The sequence below is a fragment of the Citrobacter pasteurii genome (assembly GCF_019047765.1).
GTDB classification, from domain to species: Bacteria; Pseudomonadota; Gammaproteobacteria; order Enterobacterales; family Enterobacteriaceae; genus Citrobacter; species Citrobacter pasteurii.
In genome coordinates, this window is record NZ_CP077262.1 from 508,479 (window position 1) to 531,852 (window position 23,374).

20 protein-coding genes and 1 riboswitch are annotated in these 23,374 nt (G+C 53.7%); of the genes, 10 read left to right on the forward strand and 10 right to left on the reverse strand.

Annotation, left to right across the window (positions count from 1 at the left end):
- The first annotated feature begins 350 nt into the window (after positions 1-350).
- Positions 351-1,745: a cytochrome-c peroxidase gene (locus I6L54_RS02475; RefSeq protein ID WP_040231653.1), complete on the forward strand. Its 1,395-nt coding sequence runs from the start codon at positions 351-353 to the stop codon at positions 1,743-1,745.
- 223 nt (positions 1,746-1,968) lie between these two features.
- On the opposite strand, the gene I6L54_RS24450 is transcribed toward I6L54_RS02475, so the two are convergent.
- Positions 1,969-2,100, reverse strand: a complete 132-nt coding sequence (locus I6L54_RS24450; protein WP_005122496.1) for a hypothetical protein — start codon at positions 2,098-2,100, stop codon at positions 1,969-1,971.
- Between the two features lie 27 nt (positions 2,101-2,127).
- Between I6L54_RS24450 and dinQ the strand changes: the two genes are divergently transcribed.
- Positions 2,128-2,211, forward strand: coding sequence for a damage-inducible type I toxin DinQ (dinQ, locus tag I6L54_RS02480; RefSeq protein WP_003837776.1), 84 nt, complete (start codon positions 2,128-2,130; stop codon positions 2,209-2,211).
- Between the two features lie 66 nt (positions 2,212-2,277).
- Here the strand turns inward: dinQ and gorA are convergent, their stop codons facing one another.
- Entirely contained in the window at positions 2,278-3,630 is a 1,353-nt protein-coding gene (gene gorA, locus I6L54_RS02485; RefSeq protein ID WP_040231656.1) for a glutathione-disulfide reductase, read from the reverse strand.
- Between the two features lie 104 nt (positions 3,631-3,734).
- Positions 3,735-4,577 (reverse strand): 23S rRNA (adenine(2030)-N(6))-methyltransferase RlmJ, encoded by an 843-nt coding sequence (locus I6L54_RS02490; protein WP_005122498.1) that lies wholly within the window; start codon positions 4,575-4,577, stop codon positions 3,735-3,737.
- A 207-nt stretch (positions 4,578-4,784) separates the two neighbouring features.
- Here I6L54_RS02490 and prlC point away from each other — a divergent pair, with 207 nt between their 5' ends.
- Both prlC and rsmJ read left to right on the forward strand, forming a co-directional pair.
- Positions 4,785-6,827 carry an oligopeptidase A gene (gene prlC / locus I6L54_RS02495; RefSeq protein ID WP_052463757.1) on the forward strand — a complete coding sequence of 681 codons (2,043 nt, stop codon included), beginning with the start codon at positions 4,785-4,787 and terminating at the stop codon, positions 6,825-6,827.
- Between the two features lie 8 nt (positions 6,828-6,835).
- Entirely contained in the window at positions 6,836-7,585 is a 750-nt protein-coding gene (gene rsmJ, locus I6L54_RS02500; protein ID WP_040231659.1) for a 16S rRNA (guanine(1516)-N(2))-methyltransferase RsmJ, read from the forward strand.
- A gap of 106 nt (positions 7,586-7,691) precedes the next feature.
- On the opposite strand, the gene I6L54_RS02505 is transcribed toward rsmJ, so the two are convergent.
- On the reverse strand, positions 7,692-8,891 hold the full coding sequence (locus tag I6L54_RS02505) for an NAD(P)/FAD-dependent oxidoreductase (RefSeq protein WP_040231662.1): 1,200 nt from the start codon (positions 8,889-8,891) through the stop codon (positions 7,692-7,694).
- 230 nt (positions 8,892-9,121) lie between these two features.
- On the opposite strand from I6L54_RS02505, the gene I6L54_RS02510 reads away from it, so the two are divergent.
- Positions 9,122-9,625, forward strand: coding sequence for an RrF2 family transcriptional regulator (locus I6L54_RS02510; RefSeq protein ID WP_005122505.1), 504 nt, complete (start codon positions 9,122-9,124; stop codon positions 9,623-9,625).
- An 86-nt stretch (positions 9,626-9,711) separates the two neighbouring features.
- Here the strand turns inward: I6L54_RS02510 and dtpB are convergent, their stop codons facing one another.
- A complete protein-coding gene (gene dtpB / locus I6L54_RS02515) occupies positions 9,712-11,184 on the reverse strand; it encodes a dipeptide/tripeptide permease DtpB (protein WP_040231665.1) in 1,473 nt (490 codons plus the stop codon).
- Between the two features lie 281 nt (positions 11,185-11,465).
- Positions 11,466-11,903: a universal stress protein UspA gene (uspA, locus tag I6L54_RS02520; RefSeq protein WP_003023368.1), complete on the reverse strand. Its 438-nt coding sequence runs from the start codon at positions 11,901-11,903 to the stop codon at positions 11,466-11,468.
- A 393-nt stretch (positions 11,904-12,296) separates the two neighbouring features.
- Here uspA and uspB point away from each other — a divergent pair, with 393 nt between their 5' ends.
- Positions 12,297-12,632 (forward strand): universal stress protein UspB, encoded by a 336-nt coding sequence (gene uspB, locus I6L54_RS02525; protein WP_003023371.1) that lies wholly within the window; start codon positions 12,297-12,299, stop codon positions 12,630-12,632.
- A 64-nt stretch (positions 12,633-12,696) separates the two neighbouring features.
- Here the strand turns inward: uspB and pitA are convergent, their stop codons facing one another.
- Positions 12,697-14,196, reverse strand: a complete 1,500-nt coding sequence (gene pitA / locus I6L54_RS02530; RefSeq protein WP_005121542.1) for an inorganic phosphate transporter PitA — start codon at positions 14,194-14,196, stop codon at positions 12,697-12,699.
- Positions 14,197-14,425: 229 nt separating this feature from the next.
- On the opposite strand from pitA, the gene I6L54_RS02535 reads away from it, so the two are divergent.
- The gene (locus tag I6L54_RS02535; protein WP_040231667.1) at positions 14,426-15,619 is read left to right on the forward strand and encodes a BaiN/RdsA family NAD(P)/FAD-dependent oxidoreductase; all 1,194 of its coding nucleotides are present in this window, start codon (positions 14,426-14,428) and stop codon (positions 15,617-15,619) included.
- 38 nt (positions 15,620-15,657) lie between these two features.
- On the opposite strand, the gene I6L54_RS02540 is transcribed toward I6L54_RS02535, so the two are convergent.
- Complete coding sequence (locus tag I6L54_RS02540; RefSeq protein ID WP_040231669.1) at positions 15,658-16,671, reverse strand: magnesium transporter; 1,014 nt, start codon at positions 16,669-16,671, stop codon at positions 15,658-15,660.
- 55 nt (positions 16,672-16,726) lie between these two features.
- A riboswitch (M-box (ykoK) riboswitch) is annotated at positions 16,727-16,910 on the reverse strand.
- Between the two features lie 401 nt (positions 16,911-17,311).
- Between I6L54_RS02540 and I6L54_RS02545 the strand changes: the two genes are divergently transcribed.
- From I6L54_RS02545 to I6L54_RS02555, 3 genes are read left to right on the forward strand one after another with little or no spacing between them, the layout of a single operon-like run.
- A complete protein-coding gene (locus I6L54_RS02545; RefSeq protein ID WP_005121547.1) occupies positions 17,312-18,379 on the forward strand; it encodes an HlyD family secretion protein in 1,068 nt (355 codons plus the stop codon).
- Positions 18,376-21,123 carry a ribosome-associated ATPase/putative transporter RbbA gene (gene rbbA / locus I6L54_RS02550; protein ID WP_040231670.1) on the forward strand — a complete coding sequence of 916 codons (2,748 nt, stop codon included), beginning with the start codon at positions 18,376-18,378 and terminating at the stop codon, positions 21,121-21,123. The genes I6L54_RS02545 and rbbA overlap by 4 nt, the downstream gene beginning before the upstream one ends.
- The gene (locus I6L54_RS02555; RefSeq protein ID WP_005121549.1) at positions 21,123-22,247 is read left to right on the forward strand and encodes an ABC transporter permease; all 1,125 of its coding nucleotides are present in this window, start codon (positions 21,123-21,125) and stop codon (positions 22,245-22,247) included. The genes rbbA and I6L54_RS02555 overlap by 1 nt, the downstream gene beginning before the upstream one ends.
- A gap of 97 nt (positions 22,248-22,344) precedes the next feature.
- On the opposite strand, the gene nikR is transcribed toward I6L54_RS02555, so the two are convergent.
- Positions 22,345-22,746: a nickel-responsive transcriptional regulator NikR gene (nikR, locus tag I6L54_RS02560; protein WP_005121550.1), complete on the reverse strand. Its 402-nt coding sequence runs from the start codon at positions 22,744-22,746 to the stop codon at positions 22,345-22,347.
- Positions 22,747-22,795: 49 nt separating this feature from the next.
- The gene (acpT, locus tag I6L54_RS02565) at positions 22,796-23,374 is read right to left on the reverse strand and encodes a 4'-phosphopantetheinyl transferase AcpT (protein WP_040231672.1); all 579 of its coding nucleotides are present in this window, start codon (positions 23,372-23,374) and stop codon (positions 22,796-22,798) included.

The window sequence follows — 23,374 nt, forward strand, 5'->3', positions numbered from 1 at the left end:
CGATGCCGGGTGAGTAAAGCGTGCGGTCGATCACGTTTTTATGCTTTCCAATAATAAAGAAATAAAACTATCCCAATGATAACAATGAGAAATTTATAATTATTCACAATCTAAAACTATTTCATTTTCAGAACATTCGATTGCAACGAGGTGTGAATAGAACCAGGTAACGGCTCATTCTTATAATAGGCGCAGGCTATTCTATCGATAGTTCCCGCCCATGTAATTGATTGATACTTATCAAAAAAGTAATCCCCCCATTTCCTATGATGGTCAGGTCTGACAAAGACGGTGCATTAATTATTCTAATTTTCTGGGTCACAATAACTCACAACGGTGAGGGTAAAATAATGAAAATCATTACCCGTCTTACCGCGATGGCTATAGCAGGCATCGTGATTTGTTATTTTGGATTATCCGGTTATGTGTGGTATCACGATAATCAACGTAGTAAACAAGCTGATGTCCAGGCTTCTACGCTGGAAGAAAATAATAAAGTATTAGGGTTTTTACGCGAAAAAGGATGCGATTATTGTCATACCCCTTCAGCGGAATTACCTTTCTATTCTTCTTTTCCTGTCGCTAAACAGTTGATGAATTACGATATTCAACTGGGATATAAATCCTTCAATCTTGAAGCCGTACGTGCGGCACTGGTCGCGGATAAACCCGTTTCGCAAAGCGATCTGAATAAAATTGAATGGGTGATGCAGTACGATACTATGCCGCCGACGCGTTATACCGCGCTGCACTGGGCCGGTAAGATTAGTGATGCTGAACGCCAAGAGATTCTTGGCTGGGTAGCAAAACAACGTGAGCAGTACTACGCCAGCAGTGATACGGCAGCTCAACATCGCAATGAACCGGTTCAACCGATACCGGAAAGTATCCCGACAGATGCCCGTAAAGTGGCGCTCGGTTTCTCGCTCTATCATGACCCACGGATTTCCGGTGATAGCACGATTTCTTGTGCGCATTGCCATGCCCTGAATGCGGGCGGCGTGGATGGCAGAAAAACGTCAATCGGCGTGGGGGGCGCTGTCGGTCCTATTAATGCGCCGACGGTATTTAACTCGGTGTTTAATGTGGAGCAATTCTGGGATGGGCGTGCGCCGACGTTGCAAGCTCAGGCGGGGGGCCCGCCGTTAAATCCCATTGAAATGGCATCGAAATCCTGGGATGAAATTATCCAGAAACTGGATAAAGATCCGCTTCTGAAGCAACAATTTATCGCGGTTTATCCGCAGGGATTTAGTGGTGACAATATTACTGATGCGATTGCTGAGTTTGAAAAAACGCTGATTACGCCAAATTCGCCGTTTGATAAATGGCTACGTGGTGATGAAACGGCGTTAACTGCCCAGCAAAAAAAGGGTTATCAGCTGTTTAAGGATAATAAGTGTGCGACCTGTCATGGTGGTATTATTTTAGGCGGACGCTCATTTGAGCCCCTGGGGCTGAAAAAGGACTTTAATTTTGGTGAAGTCACTGCGGCAGATATTGGCCGGATGAACGTTACGAATGAATTACGTGACAAGCTGCGTCAGAAAGTGCCTGGTCTGCGTAACGTTGCGCTAACTGCACCTTATTTCCATCGTGGCGATGTACCGACGCTCGATGGCGCGGTAAAACTGATGCTGCGTTATCAGGTCGGTAAGGAACTGCCGCAGGAAGATATCGACGATATTGTGGCATTCCTTGAGAGTCTGAATGGGGTGTATACGCCGTATATGCAGGGTAAATAGACTTTGCCCTGGTCCTGATTCGGACGTAAAAAAACCGACTTCACGTCGGTTTTTTTACGCTTCAGCCCGAGTTGGTGGCTCTGGCCGGAGTGAGATAGTTATCATCTAACGCTTCAATCCTATTACCTTAACGGTACTATTGCAAGAATGCGCTGGCAGTTACGATTAAAAGAACTGTATACTTATCCAGTTGGCTCTGTAACTTATCCCTTCCGGACGCGCGCTAAACGCTTTCTAAGTCCTGATCGGCGAAACGGGTGGTGCCGTTGGCCGATGCTCTGGCCGGGGTGAGATAGTTATCATCTAACAATGGAGCATGCCCCGTGACAGGCAATGGATGAGTAAGCGGGTGCATTCTCACTCCATCTGATGGAGAAAACGGGTGATTGATAAAGCAATCATCGTTCTGGGAGCGTTAATCGCGTTGCTGGAGCTGATCCGCTATCTGCTGCAACTTTTGAACTGATAGCGGAAACGTAACTAAGGGCAAAGAGCTAACCCCTCTTTGCCCTTTAACACTCATGAAGTGCGATTAACGCATGGTCACGAACTCTTCTGCCGCCGTCGGGTGAATGGCAACGGTGTTATCGAAGTCTTTCTTGGTGGCGCCCATTTTCAGTGCCACCGCGAAGCCTTGCAGCATTTCGTCCATGCCAAAGCCGATGCCGTGAATACCGACAATCTTCTCTTCTGGCCCAACGCAGACCAGCTTCATGCGGCACGGTTGGCGGTGAGAGGTAACGGCGGTATACATCGCGGTAAACGATGATTTATACACTTTTATCTGGTCATCGCCGTGCTGTTCGCGTGCCTGCTGCTCGGTTAACCCTACAGTACCAATTGGCGGATGGCTGAAGACCACGGTTGGAATGTTGCTGTAGTCCAGATGCTCGTCCGGCTTGTTATTAAACAGACGTTCGGACAGACGACGGCCTGCGGCAACCGCAACCGGCGTCAGTTCAACGGCACCGGTATTATCGCCGACGGCATAAATCCCCGGAACGCTGGTGTTCTGGTATTTATCCACGACGATGTAGCCTTTTTCGTTGGTTTTCACACCTGTTGCAGCCAGATTGAAGTTGTCGGTTGCCGGTTCACGACCGATCGCCCAAATCAGGCAATCTACCGTTTCGCTACGACCATCTTCCAGTTGCAGAGTCAGGCTGCCGTCTGCATTTTTAACCACGGCTTTTGGAATCGCGTGAGTATGCAGGGTCGGGCCTTCAGTGTTCATCACTTCAACCAGGGTTTCGACAATCATCGGATCAAAGCTGCGCAGCGGCGCGTGTTTACGCACAAAGAGATGTGTTTGCGCGCCCAGACCGTTAATCACGCCAGCCAGTTCAACGGCGATGTAGCCAGCGCCGACGACCGCCACGCGTTTCGGCAGCGCGGGCAGCTCAAAGAAACCGTCGGAGTCGATGCCGTATTCCACACCCGGAATATTCGGATGGCTTGGGCGGCCGCCGGTCGCAATTAAAATATGATCGGCAGTGATTGTTTCACCGTTCACTTCAATGGTTTTAGCATCAACGAAGCGGGCAAAGCCTTTAATGACATCGACGTTATTTTTACCTAACACGTTATCATAAGAGGTATGGATGCGATCGATATAGGCGGTACGGCTGGCGATCAGTTTATCCCAATCAAACTTATTGATAGTGGTGTCGAAACCATAATCCGGGCCATACATATGAATAGCTTCGCGGATCTGCGCGGCATGCCACATCACTTTCTTCGGTACGCAGCCAACGTTGACGCAAGTGCCGCCTAACGCTTTGGCTTCAATCAGTGCGCATTTCTGGCCGTACATTGCCGCACGGTTAATGGAAGCAATACCGCCGCTGCCGCCGCCGATAGCGATGTAATCATAGTGCTTGGTCATGACCGCTCCTTCATGTTCATTGTAGGGCGGAGAAGCGTTATGCCATCCGCCAAAATATTCGCGATTGTATACCTGAATTTAAAAGGTTCCACCGATGGCTGCGATTACTCCGGCACGATCCAGCTGACGGAGGTGTGCCCGGTTCCTGCCGGAACCAGTTTGCTGTGTAGCCACGGCAGGACGTTGTTCATCTGCTGTTCCAGCTTCCACGGCGGGTTAATCACAATCATGCCGGAAGCCGTCATACCACGCTGATCGCTGTCCGGGCGAACCGCCAGCTCAATTTGCAGGATGCGGCGAATGCCGGTGTCTTCCAGATCATGAATCATACGTTTGATTTGCTGGCGCAGAACCACCGGATACCACAGCGCATAGGTGCCGGTCGCGAAACGCTTGTAGCCTTCGTTAATACCGGTGACCACCGCCTGGTAGTCGCTTTTGATTTCGTAGGGTGGATCGATAAGGATCAGCCCGCGACGGGAAACCGGCGGTAATTTCGCTTTTAACTGCTGATAACCATCGGCTTTGGCCACGCGCGCGCGCTCATCTTTCTGGAATTCGCCGCGCAGCAGAGGAAAGTCGCTCGGGTGCAGTTCTGTCAATTGCAGGCTGTCCTGCTCACGCAACAACTGGCGGGCAATCAGCGGAGAACCCGGGTAGTAGCGCAGCTGACCGCTGCGGTTGAAGTGCTGCACCACGCCAATGTAGGGTTCCAGTTCGGCTGGCAAATCGTCCTGTTGCCAGATACGGGCGATCCCTTCCAGATATTCACCGGTACGTTCGGCATGCTCACTGCTCAGCTGATAACGGCCAGCGCCAGCATGGGTATCCAGATAGAGAAACGGTTTTTCTTTCTCTTTGAGCGACTCGATGATCAGGCTCTGGACGGTGTGTTTCAGGACGTCGGCGTGGTTGCCTGCGTGATAACTGTGGCGATAACTGAGCATGGGTAATGAAATTCCGCTGAAATGACGATTTGCCACAGTTTACAGCAGATTGGCACAGATTACCCGTAGGCCCGGTAAGCGCAGCACCACCGGGCGTCTTTCCGTCACGGTTAGCATTGAAATCCTCTACACTTAACCCCATTCTACAAATAATATGTACAGCGCCGGATACGCGCTTCATTCACTCTTTTCAACAGGACCGCGCTAATGACCAATCCATTGCTGACTCCCTTCGAACTGCCACCGTTTTCTAAAATTCAGCCTGAGCATGTCGTGCCCGCTGTGACTAAGGCGCTAAACGATTGCCGCGAAAACGTTGAACGCGTGGTTGCGCAGGGCGCGCCGTATACCTGGGAAAATCTCTGCCAGCAGTTGGCGGAAGTGGACGATGTCCTGGGACGTATTTTCTCTCCGGTCAGTCACCTGAATTCGGTGAAAAACAGCCCGGAGCTGCGCGAAGCCTACGAACAAACGCTGCCGCTGTTGTCTGAATACAGCACCTGGGTTGGGCAACATGAGGGGCTGTACAAAGCCTACCGCGACCTGCGCGATGGCGATCATTACGCCACCCTGAACACCGCACAGAAAAAAGCGGTTGATAACGCGCTGCGCGATTTTGAGCTTTCTGGTATTGGCCTGCCGAAGGAAAAACAGCAGCGCTATGGTGAAATTGCCACCCGCCTGTCTGAGCTCGGCAACTTGTACAGCAATAACGTCCTTGATGCCACGATGGGCTGGACGAAGTTAGTCACCGACGAAGCCGAACTGGCAGGTATGCCGGAAAGCGCGCTGGCTGCGGCGAAGGCTCAGGCGGAAGCCAAAGAGCAGGAAGGCTATCTGTTAACGCTGGATATCCCAAGCTACCTGCCGGTGATGACCTACTGTGATAACCAGGGGCTGCGCGAAGAGATGTACCGCGCTTACTCCACCCGCGCGTCTGACCAGGGGCCAAACGCAGGTAAATGGGATAACAGCCCGATAATGGAAGAGATCCTCGCGCTGCGTCACGAACTGGCACAGCTGCTGGGCTTTGAAAGCTACGCCTTTAAATCGCTGGCCACCAAAATGGCGGAAAATCCGCAGCAGGTCCTCGACTTCCTGACCGATCTGGCGAAACGCGCCCGTCCACAGGGTGAGAAAGAGCTGGCCCAGTTGCGCGCCTTCGCGAAAGCGGAATTTGGCGTCGATGAGCTGCAGCCGTGGGATATCGCCTGGTACAGCGAGAAACAAAAACAGCACCTCTACAGCATCAGCGACGAGCAGCTGCGCCCCTATTTCCCGGAAAACAAAGCCGTTAATGGCCTGTTTGAAGTGGTGAAACGTATTTACGGCATCACCGCCAAAGAGCGCGCCGATGTTGACGTCTGGCACCCGGAAGTTCGCTTCTTCGAGCTGTATGACGAAAACAACGAGCTGCGCGGCAGCTTCTATCTGGATCTGTACGCGCGGGAACACAAACGTGGCGGAGCGTGGATGGACGACTGTGTCGGCCAGATGCGTAAAACCGACGGTACGTTGCAAAAACCGGTCGCTTATCTGACCTGTAACTTCAACCGTCCGGTGAACGGTAAACCGGCGCTGTTTACCCACGATGAAGTGATCACCCTGTTCCACGAGTTCGGTCATGGTCTGCACCACATGCTGACCCGTATCGAAACCGCCGGTGTTTCCGGTATCAACGGTGTGCCATGGGATGCGGTCGAACTGCCGAGCCAGTTTATGGAGAACTGGTGCTGGGAGCCACAAGCGCTGGCGTTTATCTCCGGTCACTATGAAACCGGTGAACCGCTGCCGAAAGAATTGCTGGATAAAATGCTGGCGGCGAAAAACTACCAGGCGGCGCTGTTTATTCTGCGTCAGCTGGAATTCGGCCTGTTTGATTTCCGTCTGCACGCGGAATTTAACCCGCAGCAGGGGGCGAAAATCCTTGAAACCCTGGCAGAGATTAAAAAGCAGGTTGCTGTGGTGCCTGGCCCAACATGGGGTCGCTTCCCACACGCTTTCAGCCATATTTTTGCGGGCGGCTACGCAGCGGGTTACTACAGCTATCTGTGGGCTGATGTCCTGGCGGCGGACGCGTTCTCTCGTTTTGAAGAAGAGGGGATTTTTAACCGCGAAACCGGACAGTCGTTCCTGGATAGCATCCTGACTCGTGGGGGTTCTGAGGAGCCAATGACGCTGTTCAAACGCTTCCGTGGCCGCGAGCCGCAACTGGATGCGATGCTGGAGCATTACGGGATTAAAGGCTGATTATTCGCGTGAAAATCTGCTTACTTGATGAAACAGGCGCCGGAGACGGCGCCTTATCTGTTCTTGCCGCCCGCTGGGGACTGGAGCACGATGAAGACAACCTGATGGCGTTGGTGATGACAGCGGAGCATCTGGAACTGCGCAAACGCGATGAACCTAAGCTCGGCGGTATCTTCGTCGATTTCGTTGGCGGTGCGATGGCCCACCGGCGCAAGTTTGGCGGTGGTCGCGGCGAAGCGGTGGCGAAGGCTGTCGGCATTAAAGGCGATTATCTGCCAGACGTGGTAGATGCTACCGCAGGACTGGGGCGCGATGCGTTTGTGCTGGCCTCCGTTGGCTGCCATGTACGGATGCTGGAACGTAATCCGGTGGTGGCGGCGCTGCTCGACGATGGCCTGGCCCGTGGTTATGCAGATCCGGAAATCGGCCCGTGGTTGCAGGAGCGTTTGCAGTTGATTCACGCCTCAAGCCTGACGGCGTTAACCGATATCACGCCACGCCCGCAGGTGGTGTATCTCGACCCGATGTTCCCACATAAGCAGAAAAGCGCGCTGGTGAAAAAAGAGATGCGCGTGTTTCAGTCGTTGGTGGGGCCAGACTTAGATGCCGATGGTTTGTTGGCACCAGCACGTCAGCTGGCGACTAAACGTGTGGTAGTGAAGCGCCCGGACTACGCGCCGCCGCTGGCGGAGGTCGCCACGCCGAACGCAGTAGTTACAAAAGGGCATCGGTTCGATATTTATGCGGGAACGGCATAGGCCAGATGGTCAGCTATAGTGCCCGATGGCGCTACGCTTATCGGGCCTACAGTTCGGCGCCGTTAGTAGGCCGGATAAGGCGTTAGCCGCCATCCGGCATCACGGGTTAAACAAACGGAGCATAAGGGTCGGCAATCTCAAATGCTACCGCACGGTCTGCTTTCGGCGGGTAAATCAGCTCGCTGACAATCGACACCTTCAGCTTTTTCGCTTCTTCACGCGTCAGTTTCACCTGCTGATCCCATCCTTCGCTATATACCGCGCCCCATGCGCCAAGATCCAGACAGGTGACGTAGTTTTCCTGACGATACGGCAATGGCGCAACGTTCAGCAAGCTGGCGGCGGCGTTGTTACCGGCAAATTTGCCCAGTAAAATAGCGTGCTGGCAGGTCATTAGCGCGTGATTACCTTTGTCATCGGTGGCGGCGTAAGCCACATCGCCGGTGGCATAGATATCATCATGGCCGATGACCTGAAGGTTTGCGTCCACATGCAGGCGGCCCTGACGATCGTGCGGTGCGTCAATTTGCGCCGTTAGCCCGTTTGCCTGCACGCCAACCGTCCAGATAATGGTCTGTGAGGCGATGGTCTGCCCATTTTTCAGCGTTACGCCGGACGCATCCACGCACTCTACTTCCGTATTCACCCGCCATTCAACGCCCAGTTCGGCTGATGCCTGTGCGATGACATCCCGCAGCTCCTGACTCCAGCGTGCGCCCGGCTGTGCACCGCGTTCAACTACGACAACTCTGGTCTTAGCATTGGCACCCAAAATCTCGCGCAGACGGCCCGGTAATTCCAGCGCCATCTCAATCCCGGTAAAGCCGCCGCCGCAGACTACCACGGTATTACGAGCCTCGCTCTCTGGCTGCTGCGCCAGATCCTTAATGTGTTGTTCCAGTACGGCGGCACTTTCGAGCTGGTCGAGGTCGAAGGCGTGTTCTGCAGCACCGGCAACGGCGTCGCGGTTTACGTGACTGCCGCTGGCGAGTACCAGGCGGTCGTAGCGGCGTAGATGAATATCACCGTTGGCATCTTTCCAACTGACTTCTTTAGAGGCCGGGAGGATCTGCTCGACGTGACCTTGCAGGAAGTTAACGCCGGTGGCGTCGAATAACGGTTGCAGCGGGGCGACCAGCGTGTGGACCGCGCTTTCATAAAAACGCGGGCGTACACGCAGCTCTGGCTGAGGCGCAATCACCGTAATATCAATGGTTTGCTGGTATTTATCCGCCAGGCGTGCGGCGCTCAATGCTGCCCACATACCGGCAAAACCGGCGCCCACGATCAGAATTTGTTTTTGCATTGGTTTTATCTCACTGGTGACTACGATTTATTTACTCGGATTTTATTGGTCGTAGTTATGGATTGCAATGCGATCCTGATCCTTTTTTCTGTATTGCGCCAGGGTATTTTGTTATCTATCTGATAATTATCTATTTATCTTTTTATTCTCATAAGGAGTTACTCTGTTCTCTGGAATGCCTTAGATGAAAAAGCTACAATAAACTCAGATTCATTTTGGCTGAGATAAAAATGGCATTTTACAGTTCCGGGGTTGAGTACGGCATCCATAGCCTGATGTGTATGGTCGATAGCAAAGGCGACGCGCGGGATATGAGCGTGCGGGAAATTGCCGAACTGCAAAGCGTACCGTATGACTATCTGGCGAAAATTTTCACCCGTCTGTCGAAAGCGGGTCTGGTGCGCAGCATTGAGGGGAAGGGGGGTGGTTTCCAGTTGGCTAAACCCGCTGAACACATCACGGTGCTGGACGTGGTGAATGCTATTGATGGCGATAAACGCATCTTTGAATGTCGTGAAATTCGCCAGCGGCTGGCGGTATTTGAGGAACATCCGCCCCAATGGGCCTGTGAAGGCATTTGTGGTGTACGCTCGGTAATGGATATGGCCCAGCAACGCATGGAAGAAGCGCTCGGCCAGCATACGATTCTCGATCTGGCGCGCAAAATGTACCGCAAAGCGCCGGACACCTTTGTGGTGGAAGTGCAGGAGTGGATAGACGCGCGTAAAGGGTAGTGAGTGAAAATGCCCGATAGCGCAAGGCGACCGGGCATGTTGAATGTAGGCCGGATTGGGCAATAGCCGCCATTCGGCACTGAAGGTTATTGCTCGGTGCTCGGCGTATTAATCATGCGGTTCAGCCATGGCACCATAATCGCCATCACCACCGTTACCGCCAGGGTGACCAGGCCTATCTTACTGAAGACGTTGGTGTAGATAGGCAGCGTTTGCAGCGGGTCGGTGATGTTCTCTGGTACGGCGGTGAACGTGGCGACATAACCCCCCATCAGGAAGGCGGCGGCCTGCGTCAGGAACCACATCCCGAGAATGAAGCCCATCAGGTGCTGCGGCACGAGAGCGGCGACCATCGCCAGTCCCAGGGCGCTAATCAGCAGTTCACCCAGGCTCTGGAACAGATAAACCAGCACGATAAACCACGGCGACGTCAGCCCTTGCGCATCAGCAAACCACATTCCGGCAGCGGCGGCCGTCAGGAAGCCCAGCGAGCACAGGAACATGCCAAGCGTAAACTTCATCGGCATGGTCAGATCTTTGCCTTTGTTTCCCAGACGGGTATAGATTGCGGCCAGCACCGGACTCGCCAGTACCACCCAGAACGGGTTCAGCGCCTGGAAGCTTACCGGGTTGATGGCGAAACCAAGAATTTCATGGTGCACGTTATTGATAGCAAAGAAGTTCAGCGAAGTTGGCATCTGCGCGTACAGCACGTAGAACACCACCGCTTCCAGCATCAGGATAAAGGCCACGAACATCTTATTGCGTCCGGTTTTATCCAGTTTGAATGCCTGGCGGAAGAAGATGATAGTCACGGCAATCGACAGGACGATCAGTACCAGGTTGGCAATCTGCACGTTGTGCATCAGCCAGGCACAGATAAATACCATCACAACCGTACCGGCCAGCACGTACAGCAGATTCCGGAAATTCAGCGGCTTATGGTCCGGCTCTGAACCGATATTCTTCACCATGCCACGACAGGCAAAGTAGACCAGCAGCGCGACAATAAGCCCGGCTCCACACAGGTTGTAGGTCACCGCGTAGCCAAACTTATCGGCAATCACCGGCGCCAGCGATAGCGACAGCAGCGAGCCGATGTTAATAGACATATAAAACAGGGTGAAAGCACCGTCCAGACGGGCGTCTTTCGGCGGATAGCATTTTGACAGCAGGCTTGCCGGGTTGGCTTTAAACAGCCCGTTACCGACGGCAATGGTACCCAAAGCAATAAAAATCAGGTCGGGCTTGAGCAGTGACATCCCGGTCATGAAGTAACCAAGTGCCAGCACGATAGCGCCGAGCACCAGCGTGCGTTTGGTACCTAAAAGATGGTCGCCGACATAGCCGCCGATGGAGATCAGGCCGTATACCAATGCCGCAAACGCGCCAAAGGTGACAAATGCCTGTTCCTGAGAAAATCCGAGTTGCTTAACAAAAAATACCGCCAGGATGCCCTGAACGCCGTAATAGCCAAATCGTTCCCATAATTCCACAAAGAAGATCATGAAGAACGGACGAGGTTGCTGCAGCAAGCCCGTAGGTGCAGTAGTATTCATATTCCTTCGCCTTTCAAAGCCATCCCGAAAAGTATGAACGCGTATGCTTAAACGCGCCGAAAAAGTCTTATTTTGTTATAGACTGCGGTGATTGGCCGCAGTCGTAGAGTATTATAGAGATAGATTTCGATCCAATTAGTTGATCACACTAATTATGATTTGTTTGTTGGATTGATGTACTAATTGTGTCTGAATGATAAAAACAAAAACGCCCGCACAGGCGGGCGTTTACAGGCTTAACGACTTGCAGCGCGCCGGGTTATCTCCCGACGGCCAGCGTTTTATGCTTCTTCGTCGTCACGCAGCGGAACAATCAACATGTCGACGTGGACGGTGTTGATCAGTTGGCGCGCGGAGGACATCAGCTTGCTCCAGAAATCCTGGTGGTGGCCACAAACGACCAGATCCATGTCGTATTTTTTGATGGCATCAACCAGAACCTGACCCAGGTCGCCGCTACCGCTCAGGGTTTCGGTGATTGGGTAGCCTGCATTGGTGGACAGCTCGGTTAACGCGTGGTGGGTTTCTTCAGAAATGCGTTTCTGCATATCGCCCAGATTCACGTCGATTAGCCCGGTGTACAGGTCAGAATAGTTTACGTCAACGTGGATAAGGGAGACTTTCGCATTGTAAGGCCGCGCCATAGAGACCGCTTTTTCAACCAGAACTTTGCTTTCTGGAGAAAGATCAACCGCGATAAGAATGTGTTTATAAGCCATAGTGTTACTCCTTCCATAAGTTGTCGATGACTAGCCTGCTGGCGTTCATTTGCCGCCGCGTCATCCGCGTCCTGCGAACTTTATGCGCGGGGCTAGCCCAGTCGTAAAAACGTACCTTTTAAGGACTATCCTTACATTATAGCGACCGGGATAATCCGTCAATCCGCCTTGCTTGCCAAGTAGTTAAACAAATTTTTTAGTTAATTGCATTGATAGTGATTAACCTTCTGGCAAAAAAATTAACTAATCTCCTACACTATTTAGAGAGGCGCTCGGATGCGTGACACTAACACGAGCGGTTTCGGTTGTGCTCTTCACTGAATGGTTTGGCAGGGTATCGGGGAGCGGTAGTCCCGGAAAGGAGTTCCGTGGGCGGGTCGCCGGGGAGGAGATATGATAAGCACCATTGCGTTATTCTGGGCTTTATGTGTCGTTTGCATTGTTAATATGGCGCGTTATTTTTCTTCGCTACGCGCACTGTTAGTGGTACTTCGTGGTTGCGATCCATTACTTTACCAGTATGTTGATGGGGGCGGCTTTTTTACCTCGCATGGGCAACCTAACAAGCAGATGCGTCTGGTGTGGTATATCTACGCTCAGCGTTACCGTGATCATCATGACGATGAGTTTATTCGCCGCTGTGAGCGGGTTCGCGGTCAGTTCATCCTTACCAGCGCGTTATGTGGGCTGGTGTTAATCAGTATGGTCGCGCTGATTATCTGGCACTGATGTCAACGACAGATACAAAAAAAGCGGGTCAGTTTGCTGACCCGCTTTTTTACTGTGCATGCGCTTAGATTAGCTTCAGGGATAGCCAGTACAGCACCCCGGAAAGGATAATCGCTGCTGGCAGGGTGAAGACCCAGGCCATCAGAATGCTGGTTACCGTTTTACGCTGCAAACCGCCACCGTCAACAACCATCGTCCCTGCAACAGAAGAGGAGAGAACGTGCGTGGTGGAAACAGGCATACCGGTGTAACTGGCGAGACCGATAGAGACTGCGGCAGTCATCTGTGCCGACATCCCCTGAGCATAGGTCATGCCTTTCTTACCGATTTTCTCACCGATAGTGGTCGCCACGCGACGCCAGCCAATCATCGTACCGCAGCCCAGAGCCAGAGCAACAGCCATGATAATCCAGACGGGTGCGTACTCAATGGTGCTCAGCATGTCGGTTTTCAGTTTCTTCAGCAGTCGCTGATCGTCGCTGCTTACGCCAGGCAGTTTCACGACTTTATCGGTCGTATCAGAAATGCACAGCATAATGCGACGCAGCTGGCTACGCTGATCAACGCTTAACTTGTCGTAGGTTTCCAGGTTCGCCAGCATACCTTTTGCACGCTCAAGCGCGTTGATGGTATTTGCCGGGTGACAATGGAACTCTGCTGGGGTCGTTGTCGCCGTTTCCGTCGGAGACGGAACCAACTGATCAACGCCGGTCGCCTGTTTGAGCAAATCAGGACGCTGCTGGAAGTAGGTTTCGACGTTATTGATAGCATCACGGGTACGCGTAATTTCGTAACCAGAAGCATTCATATTCACCACGAAGCCTGCAGGCGCTACGCCAATCAGTACCAGCATTACCAGACCAATACCTTTCTGCCCATCGTTAGCGCCATGAGAGAACGCCACACCGATAGCGGAGAGGATCAGTGCGATACGCGTCCAGAACGGCGGCTTTTTCTTACCGTCTTTCTTTTCACGCTCTGCAGGAGTCAGGTGAATACGCGCCCGCTTCTTGGTGCCGTTCCAGTAACGACGCAGCAAGAAGATCAGACCGCCAGCGAACACCAGACCGACAATAGGGGAAATGATCAGCGAACCGAAAATATTGAGCACTTTCGGGATGTTAAGTGCATCCACCACTGAAGTCCCGTTCATCAACGCATTGGTTAAACCAATACCGATGATCGCGCCAATCAGCGTGTGGGAGCTGGATGCAGGCAGACCAAAGTACCAGGTACCGAGGTTCCAGATAATTGCCGCCAGAAGCATAGAGAACACCATGGCGAGGCCATGTGAAGAACCCATGTTGAGCAGCAGATCCGTTGGTAGCATATGCACGATGGCATACGCTACGCTGAGACCACCCAGCAAAACACCAAAGAAGTTGAACAACGCAGCCATGACCACCGCCAATTGCGAACGCATTGCACGGGTATAGATCACGGTTGCGACAGCATTGGCTGTATCGTGGAAGCCGTTAATTGCTTCGTAGAACAGCACAAAAGCCAGAGCAAGCAATAATAAAAGCCCGGTATGTAAATCCAGGCCAGCAAACAAATGTAGCATAGGACGTTACGCCATTTTGAGGACATGAACGCGGCGCATTATCAGTGACTTTGGCGGCGCGGGCAAAGTGAAATATAGAGTTTTTTTGATTTGTCTCCTGCTTTGTTTTACACCACTAAAGAATTATCCTATAGAATTCATATAAATACCTATTATTGATAGTTTGGTGCTGGTGCGACCACTGAGGAATCTTTACAATTCACGCCCGCTTTTTAGAGAGGATCGCAACGTGGAAAGGTTTGATACCGTTATTATAGGCGCTGGCGCAGCGGGTATGTTCTGCGCCGCGCAGGCAGGGCAAGCAGGCAGTCAAGTACTGCTGATTGATAATGGTAAAAAGCCTGGACGTAAGATCCTCATGTCCGGCGGAGGTCGTTGTAACTTTACCAATCTTTATGTGGAACCGGCTGCATATTTGAGTCAAAACCCGCATTTTTGCAAATCGGCGCTGGCTCGCTATACGCAGTGGGACTTTATTGATCTGGTGGGTAAACACGGCATTGCCTGGCACGAAAAAACGCTCGGTCAGCTGTTCTGCGATGATTCGGCCCAACAAATCGTCGATATGCTGGTTGCCGAGTGCGAAAAAGGTAACGTTACGATGCGGTTACGTAGCGAAGTCCTGAGCGTCGCACAGGATGATGATGGCTTCATTCTGGAACTGAACGAGATGACGGTCGGTGCGAAAAAATTGGTTATTGCCTCCGGTGGGCTTTCCATGCCGGGTCTGGGGGCAACGCCGTTTGGTTATAAAATTGCCGAACAGTTTGGACTGAAGGTGTTGCCGACGCGCGCAGGCCTGGTGCCCTTTACGTTGCATAAGCCATTGCTGGAGCAGCTTCAGGTGCTCTCAGGCGTGTCTGTTCCTTCCGTTATCACCGCTGAAGACGGCACCGTATTTCGTGAAAACCTGCTCTTTACGCACCGTGGGCTTTCAGGCCCGGCCGTTTTGCAAATTTCCAGTTTTTGGCAGCCCGGCGAATTTGTCAGCATTAATTTGTTGCCGGATGTTGACCTTGCGAGCTTTCTCGACGAACAACGAAGCGCACATCCAAATCAGAGCTTAAAGAACACGTTAGCGATGCAGTTACCGAAACGTCTGGTGGAATGCCTGCAGCAATTAGGGCAAATCCCGGATGCGACGCTGAAACAACTTAACGTGCGCGATCAGCAAACGCTGGTGGAGACGCTCACTGAATGGCGGGTGCAGCCGAACGGTACCGAAGGGTATCGCACAGCGGAAGTCACGCTGGGTGGCGTGGATACCAACGAACTGTCTTCGCGCACGATGGAAGCCCGCAAAGTGCCAGGGCTGTACTTTATTGGTGAAGTGATGGATGTCACCGGCTGGTTGGGTGGGTATAACTTCCAGTGGGCGTGGTCGAGCGCCTGGGCGTGTGCGCAAGATTTAGCGCCAGCCTGACTGTGACGCCCGACAACCTGAGCTGCCGGGCGTTATCATTAGTTCAGACCAAGAAAGTGCTGGGCGATTTTAAAGTAGATAATTAACCCGGTACCGTCGATAAGCGTGGCGATAAACGGGGCTGAAACCACGGCGGGATCAATGCCGATACGCTTAAGCACCATGGGGATCACTGATGACACCACGGCGCTCCACAATGTAATGCAAACCAGCGTCAGGCTGACGATCAGCGTGATTTCCATGCCGATGCCCATCATCCACGCGCGCAAGCACCCTGCCAGGCCCAGCGTCAGAGCGATCAGCAGCGAAGTTGAAACTTCTTTGCGGATCACCCGGCCCATATCGCGCAGCCGCACTTCTCCCAGCGCCATTGAACGTACCAGCGTCGAAGTGATCTGCGTACCGCTGTTGCCGCCAGTACCAATTAATAGCGGAATAAAAAAGGCCAGGGCAATTGCGGATTCCAGCGCCTCTTCAAAATGCTGAAGCACGCTGCTGGTATAGGCTTCTGCGACAAACAGCAGCAGGAGCCAGACCGAACGCTTTTTCCACAATGTCCACGGACTAATTTCCAGATAGGGTTTTTCCAGCGGTAGCGTGGCGCCCTGAAGCTGAACGTCTTCGGTAACATCATCTTCCTGTAGATGAGCGATCTCTTTTTCCATCAGACAACCGACCAGCTCACCTCTCTCAACGACAGCAACCAGATCGACTTCGCGTTCGGCTAACTCGGCAACGACCTGCGCCCGTTCATCATCAGGCTTTACATGAAATAAACAGCTGTCCGTAAGATGGTTGATGTTCAGCGACGTATCTTTTTCCTGCAATAAGCGCTTGATGGATAACACCCCGCGCAGCGCTTTTCCAGCCACAACAAAGACCTGGCCTGGGATGTCATCCGTTTTGAGTTGGGAGACAAAGTACTCGCGAGCGCCGTTAACGCTGAGATGGTCCGGCAGAGTAATAAAATCGGTGCGCATATATTGGGCGATAGCGTCGCCATTGAAATCCGGCATAGGATGATGAGCGGCGCAGAGTGGCATAGATGACATGGTGTAATTCCCTATAAAAATCTCTCATAGGGGCGAACAAGACAGGGTTAGCACAGGCAGATCCCTACGTCCTGGTTTTAGCACTGAACAACGTATCTGTCCGATGGTGAAATCGTCAGAAGTTACCTTGGCAACACCTTGATTCGATGGATGCCTGTATTTCCCTGAGTGGTCTCTCTCGATACCAGCAGGGCGGTAACTTGTATTTGTACAGGAGCCTCGCCATAACGAGATCGGTAAATGAGCCGCTATTATAGGGATGCCTAATCATTGATTATGTTTATAGTTGCGATTGTTTATCAATCGTTGATATACGAAATATTTCTTGTGCCAGGGCTGAACTGGAAACGACAACCGAATAGACATATCGAAACCAGGTGTTAGTATTCAATAGACAGCAGTTATGAGTATGCGTGTTTCATTTCCGGCCAGGAACGCTGATGATGACAACATTACTACCCGATTTCACAGCATTTTCGTCACTCACTTCCTTCGCGGTATGCGTTGCCTTAACGCCTGTCCGCTCTTTGGCCATTATTTCTCATTCCTTCTCATCCCGGATGGAATCTCTCACTTAATAGCAGTTCAGTGGGTTTTGTGACACGCATCGTTTGATAACAGGGATTACGGCGGGTCGAATATGGATAAGATTAAGCGTCATCTGGTGTGGTGGGGCGCGGGTATTGTGGTGGTGGTTGCTGCAATAGCATGGTGGATGTTGCGTCCTGCGGGGATACCGGAAGGGTTTGCCGCCAGCAACGGCAGAATTGAAGCCACTGAAGTGGATATTGCCACCAAAATTGCCGGACGTATTGATACGATCCTCGTGTCGGAAGGGCAGTTCGTTCGTCAGGGCGAGGTGCTGGCGAAAATGGATACCCGCGTGCTGCACGAGCAGCGGCTGGAAGCGGTCGCGCAAATCAAAGAAGCGGAAAGTGCGGTTGCGGCGGCACGGGCGTTGCTGGAACAACGGCAAAGCGAAATGCGCGCCGCACAGTCGGTGGTAAAACAGCGTGAAGCAGAGTTGCAGTCGGTCTCTAAACGCCACGTACGCTCCCGTTCACTGTCCCTGCGTGGTGCGGTATCTGAGCAACAACTGGATGACGACAGGGCCGCCGCTGAAAGTGCGCGTGCTGCGCTGGAATCGGCAAAGGCGCAGGTCTCTGCCGCGAAAGCGGCGATTGAAGCCGCCCGTACCAGCATCATTCAGGCGCAAACCCGGGTCGAAGCCGCACAGGCTACCGAACGACGCATTGCGGCAGATATCGATGACAGCGAGCTTAAAGCCCCGCGCGATGGTCGCGTGCAGTACCGCGTGGCTGAACCGGGCGAAGTGCTGTCAGCAGGCGGGCGCGTGCTGAATATGGTCGATCTCAGCGATGTCTACATGACATTCTTCTTGCCGACCGAACAGGCTGGCCTGCTGAAGATTGGCGGTGAAGCGCGACTGGTGCTGGATGCCGCGCCGGATCTGCGTATTCCTGCGACCATCAGCTTTGTCGCCAGCGTCGCGCAGTTCACGCCGAAAACGGTTGAAACCAGTGATGAGCGGCTAAAACTGATGTTCCGCGTGAAAGCGCGTATCCCGCCGGAGCTGTTACAGCAGCACCTGGAGTACGTGAAAACCGGTCTGCCGGGCATGGCCTGGGTGCGTGTTGATGAAAATCGCCCCTGGCCTGACGACCTGGTGGTGAGGTTGCCGCAATGACGCATCTGGCGCTGGTTCCCGTTCCTCCCGTGGCGCACCTTGACGGCGTGAGTCAGCATTACGGGACAACGGTCGCGCTGAACAATATCACGCTGGATATCCCCGCCCGCTGCATGGTGGGGCTGATTGGTCCGGATGGCGTCGGAAAATCGAGCCTGCTGTCGCTCATCTCCGGTGCGCGAGTCATTGAACACGGCAACGTGATGGTGCTGGGCGGTGATATGCGTGACCCGAAACATCGCCGGGATGTCTGTCCACGCATTGCCTGGATGCCGCAGGGGTTAGGGAAAAACCTGTACCATACGCTGTCGGTGTATGAGAACGTCGATTTCTTTGCCCGGTTGTTTGGCCATGACAAAGCGGAGCGTGAAGCGCGGATTACCGAGCTGCTGAACAGCACCGGACTGGCGCCGTTTCGCGATCGTCCTGCCGGGAAACTCTCGGGTGGGATGAAGCAAAAGCTGGGGCTGTGCTGCGCGTTAATCCACGACCCGGAACTGTTAATTCTCGATGAACCCACCACCGGGGTAGACCCGCTGTCACGTGCCCAGTTCTGGGATCTGATTAACAGCATTCGCCAGCGTCAGACCAATATGAGCGTGCTGGTCGCCACCGCCTACATGGAAGAAGCCGAGCGCTTTGACTGGCTGGTGGCGATGAACGCGGGTGAGGTATTGGCCACCGGCAGCGCGCAGCAGTTGCGCGAAAAAACCAACAGCGCCACGCTGGAGCAGGCGTTTATCGCGCTGCTACCTGAAGCGCAGCGTCAGGCGCATAAGCCGGTGGTGATCCCGCCGTATCACGCTGAGCAGGAAGAAATTGCTATTGAAGCGAAAGATCTGACCATGCGCTTCGGCAAGTTTGTCGCCGTTGACCACGTTAACTTTCGTATTCCGCGCGGGGAAATCTTCGGTTTTCTCGGCTCCAACGGCTGCGGTAAATCCACCACCATGAAGATGCTCACCGGGCTGCTGCCCGCAAGCGAAGGTGAGGCGTGGCTGTTTGGGCAAGCGGTTGACCCGAAGAATATCGATACCCGCCGCCGGGTAGGCTATATGTCGCAGGCGTTTTCGCTCTATAGCGAGTTGACCGTGCGGCAAAACCTTGAGCTACACGCGCGACTGTTTCATATCCCCGAGGCAGAAATCTCAGGGCGCGTGAAAGAGATGAGTGAGCGCTTTTCGCTGACCGATGTCGAAGACGCGTTGCCCGGCGCGCTGCCGTTGGGGATCCGTCAGCGCCTGTCACTGGCGGTGGCGGTGATCCATCGCCCTGAGATGCTCATTCTTGATGAGCCGACCTCCGGGGTCGATCCGGTGGCGAGGGACATGTTCTGGCAACTGATGGTCGATCTGTCGCGTCAGGATAAAGTGACCATTTTTATCTCTACCCACTTTATGAACGAAGCGGAGCGCTGCGACCGGATGTCGCTGATGCACGCCGGAAAAGTACTCGCCAGCGGCACACCGCAGGCGCTGGTGAAGCAGCGCGGCGCAGCCAGCCTGGAAGAGGCGTTTATCTCTTGGTTACAGGAAGCGGCAGGCCCGGCGCCGGAGGCTCAGTTAGCGCCAGCCAATGTTCCGATAGTGCATGAAAATAGTCAGCCGCCGCGGCAGGGCTTTAGCCTGCGGCGCTTGTTCAGCTACAGCCGCCGTGAAGCACTGGAGCTGCGACGTGACCCGGTTCGTTCAACGCTGGCGCTGATGGGCACAGTGATCCTGATGCTGATCATGGGTTATGGCATCAGCATGGATGTGGAAAACCTGCGTTTTTCGGTGCTCGATCGTGACCAGACCGTCAGTAGCCAGGCGTGGACGCTGAATCTGGCGGGATCGCGCTATTTTATCGAACAGCCGCCGCTCACCAGTTATGACGAGCTGGACAAACGGATGCGTTCGGGCGAAGTGGCGGTAGCAATAGAGATCCCGCCAAACTTTGGCCGCGATATCGCGCGTGGCACGCCGGTGAAGATTGGCGTCTGGGTCGATGGCGCAATGCCGAGCCGGGCCGAAACGGTAAGGGGTTACGTACAGGCGATGCACCAGACCTGGCTACAGGACGTGATGGCGCATCAACCCAATGCCAGTGGGCAAAACGGGCTGATGACCATTGAAACTCGCTATCGTTACAACCCGGATGTGAAGAGCCTGCCGGCGATTGTTCCGGCAGTGATCCCGCTGCTGCTGATGATGATCCCTTCCATGCTCAGTGCCCTCAGCGTGGTGCGCGAAAAAGAGCTGGGATCGATTATCAACCTGTACGTTACACCCACCACCCGCAGTGAGTTTTTGCTCGGCAAACAGTTGCCTTATATCGTACTGGGCATGCTGAACTTCCTGCTGCTGTGTGCGCTGTCGGTGTTTGTGTTCGGCGTCCCGCATAAGGGCAGCTTTATGACTCTGACGCTGGCCGCGCTGCTGTACGTCACCATTGCCACCGGACTGGGGTTGTTAATCTCCACGTTTATGAAAAGCCAGATCGCCGCCATTTTTGGTACGGCAATTATTACGCTGATCCCGGCGACGCAGTTTTCCGGGATGATCGACCCGGTCGCCTCGCTCGAAGGACCTGGACGCTGGATTGGCGAAATTTATCCGACCAGCCATTTTCTGACCATTGCGCGCGGGACGTTCTCTAAAGCGTTGGATCTGACGGATCTCTGGCAGCTGTTTATGCCGCTGGCGGTAGCCATTCCGGTGGTGATTGGTTTGAGCGTATTACTGCTGAAAAAACAGGAGGGGTGATGCGCCGACTACGTAATATTTATAACCTCGGCATCAAAGAGCTACGCAGCCTGCTGGGTGATAAAGCGATGCTGACGCTGATCGTCTTCGCCTTCACGATTTCGGTTTACTCTTCCGCCACCGTGCTCCCAGGTTCGCTGCACCTGGCACCGATAGCCATCGCCGATATGGATCAGTCGCAGTTGTCGAATCGCATTGTGAACAGCTTTTATCGCCCGTGGTTTTTACCGCCGGAGATGATCACCGCCGATGAGATGGATGCCGGGCTGGATGCCGGACGCTATACCTTTGCTGTGAATATTCCGCCTGATTTTCAGCGTGATGTGCTGGCCGGGCGGCAGCCGGATATTCAGGTTAACGTCGATGCCACGCGGATGAGCCAGGCCTTTACCGGCAACAGCTATATTCAGAATATCATCAGCGGCGAGGTGAACAGCTTTGTGGCGCGTTACCGTGACAACAGCGAGCCGCCGGTGGCGCTGGAAATGCGCATGCGTTTTAACCCCAATCTGGAACCCGCCCGCTTTGGCGCGGTGATGGCGATTATCAACAACATCACCATGCTGGCGATTGTGCTCACCGGCTCGGCGCTGATCCGCGAGCGTGAGCACGGGACGATAGAACATCTGCTGGTCATGCCGGTAACGCCATTTGAGATCATGATGGCAAAAATCTGGTCGATGGGGCTGGTGGTGCTGGTGGTTTCTGGCCTGTCGTTGATGTTGATGGTAAAAGGCGTGCTCGGCGTACCCATTGAAGGTTCGATACCGCTGTTTATGCTGGGCGTGGCGCTGAGCTTGTTCGCGACCACCTCGATCGGTATTTTTATGGGCACGCTGGCGCGCTCCATGCCGCAGTTGGGACTGCTGATGATTCTGGTGTTGCTGCCGTTACAGATGCTCTCCGGCGGCTCTACGCCGCGTGAAAGTATGCCGCAGGCGGTGCAGGACATCATGCTAACCATGCCGACCACCCACTTTGTCAGCCTGGCGCAGGCGATTCTTTATCGTGGGGCTGGGTTCAGTATCGTCTGGCCGCAGTTCCTGACGCTACTGGCGATTGGCGGTGCGTTTTTCCTGATAGCGCTGTTACGCTTTCGCAAGACGATTGGCACGATGGCGTGAATATTATTGCCGGATGGCGGCGGCGCCTTATCCGGCCTACAAACGAGAACGGGTGTAGGCCGGGCAAGCGAAGCGCCCCCGGCAACGAATAAGGTAATTACTCTTCTTTTGGCAGGCACTGCAAATGACCGTGGCGCACCCCGCGCTGGGAAATCACATCATCGGCAAAATGCTGAACATCGCCCATATCGCCTTTCAGAACGGCGATTTCCAGGCAGTCGTCGTGGTTGATGTGAACGTGTAGCGTAGCGACCGACAAATCATGGTGATGGTGCTGCGTCGAAACAATGCGACTGGCCAAATCACGCTTCTCATGTTCATAAACATATGAGAGTACCGCGAAGCCCTGAGTGCCATGTTCCTGGGTCGTTTCCTGCGCCAGCGCACCACGCAAAATATCGCGAATCGCTTCAGAACGATTGTTGTAACCACGGCGCTGGCTCAGGCTATCCAGCGTTTCCAGTAAATCGTCATCGAGAGTAATGGTGACTCGTTGCATCTGCAGTTAACCTTTCATGTCGCGCGTCGGCGCACAGGGAATGCGGGAGTTACAGCCTCTGCACGGCGTCGGCTGTCAGGGTAAATGGCGTTGGCGTGCACACGGCCAGACTCAGGGTTTCGAGCTGGCACTGGCTAACGGAGAGCGAGGATGTCAGCGTAGTGCTATCGATGCTGACAATTTGCCAGGCGCTGCCGCCACGCTGCTTAACGATGGCTTCTTTGCGCGTCCAGATGCGCCAGAAAGCCGCCAGTTGGTGGTCCGGATGTTCTGCTTCGATTTCGGCATGCTCCCTAAGACTGAACACCGTATTCGCCAGCGTCTTCCAGTTTTCGCGCGGGCGCACGACTTCAATATCGCAGCCCACTTCCCCTTCGTCGCTAAGCAGCAGAGCAATGTCATCACCGCTGTGGCTAAGATTGAACCACAGCGGCGTGTCGGCCGAAAAGGCCGGTTTTCCTTGCTCGCCGTAGACGATATCAGGCAATGGCGAAAGGACATGGGAAAGCAGCACGCGGCCCGCCAGCCAGCGTGCGCGGCGTGCGCCCTGCGGTGCCTGCTCATAGAGCGCATCAGGCAGCACGCCGGTGCTTAAATCAGAAACTTTCCCTAGAACGATCCGGTACAT

Bases quoted from the DNA above. Each gene is read 5' to 3' on its own strand.
- I6L54_RS02475 (WP_040231653.1), top strand. From the start codon at position 351: ATGAAAATCATTACCCGTCTTACCGCGATGGCTATAGCAGGCATCGTG.
- I6L54_RS24450 (WP_005122496.1), bottom strand. From the start codon at position 2,100: ATGCACCCGCTTACTCATCCATTGCCTGTCACGGGGCATGCTCCATTG.
- gorA (WP_040231656.1), bottom strand. From the start codon at position 3,630: ATGACCAAGCACTATGATTACATCGCTATCGGCGGCGGCAGCGGCGGT.
- I6L54_RS02490 (WP_005122498.1), bottom strand. From the start codon at position 4,577: ATGCTCAGTTATCGCCACAGTTATCACGCAGGCAACCACGCCGACGTC.
- prlC (WP_052463757.1), top strand. From the start codon at position 4,785: ATGACCAATCCATTGCTGACTCCCTTCGAACTGCCACCGTTTTCTAAA.
- I6L54_RS02505 (WP_040231662.1), bottom strand. From the start codon at position 8,891: ATGCAAAAACAAATTCTGATCGTGGGCGCCGGTTTTGCCGGTATGTGG.
- I6L54_RS02510 (WP_005122505.1), top strand. From the start codon at position 9,122: ATGGCATTTTACAGTTCCGGGGTTGAGTACGGCATCCATAGCCTGATG.
- dtpB (WP_040231665.1), bottom strand. From the start codon at position 11,184: ATGAATACTACTGCACCTACGGGCTTGCTGCAGCAACCTCGTCCGTTC.
- uspA (WP_003023368.1), bottom strand. From the start codon at position 11,903: ATGGCTTATAAACACATTCTTATCGCGGTTGATCTTTCTCCAGAAAGC.
- uspB (WP_003023371.1), top strand. From the start codon at position 12,297: ATGATAAGCACCATTGCGTTATTCTGGGCTTTATGTGTCGTTTGCATT.
- pitA (WP_005121542.1), bottom strand. From the start codon at position 14,196: ATGCTACATTTGTTTGCTGGCCTGGATTTACATACCGGGCTTTTATTA.
- I6L54_RS02540 (WP_040231669.1), bottom strand. From the start codon at position 16,671: ATGTCATCTATGCCACTCTGCGCCGCTCATCATCCTATGCCGGATTTC.
- I6L54_RS02545 (WP_005121547.1), top strand. From the start codon at position 17,312: ATGGATAAGATTAAGCGTCATCTGGTGTGGTGGGGCGCGGGTATTGTG.
- rbbA (WP_040231670.1), top strand. From the start codon at position 18,376: ATGACGCATCTGGCGCTGGTTCCCGTTCCTCCCGTGGCGCACCTTGAC.
- I6L54_RS02555 (WP_005121549.1), top strand. From the start codon at position 21,123: ATGCGCCGACTACGTAATATTTATAACCTCGGCATCAAAGAGCTACGC.
- nikR (WP_005121550.1), bottom strand. From the start codon at position 22,746: ATGCAACGAGTCACCATTACTCTCGATGACGATTTACTGGAAACGCTG.
- acpT (WP_040231672.1), bottom strand. From the start codon at position 23,374: ATGTACCGGATCGTTCTAGGGAAAGTTTCTGATTTAAGCACCGGCGTG.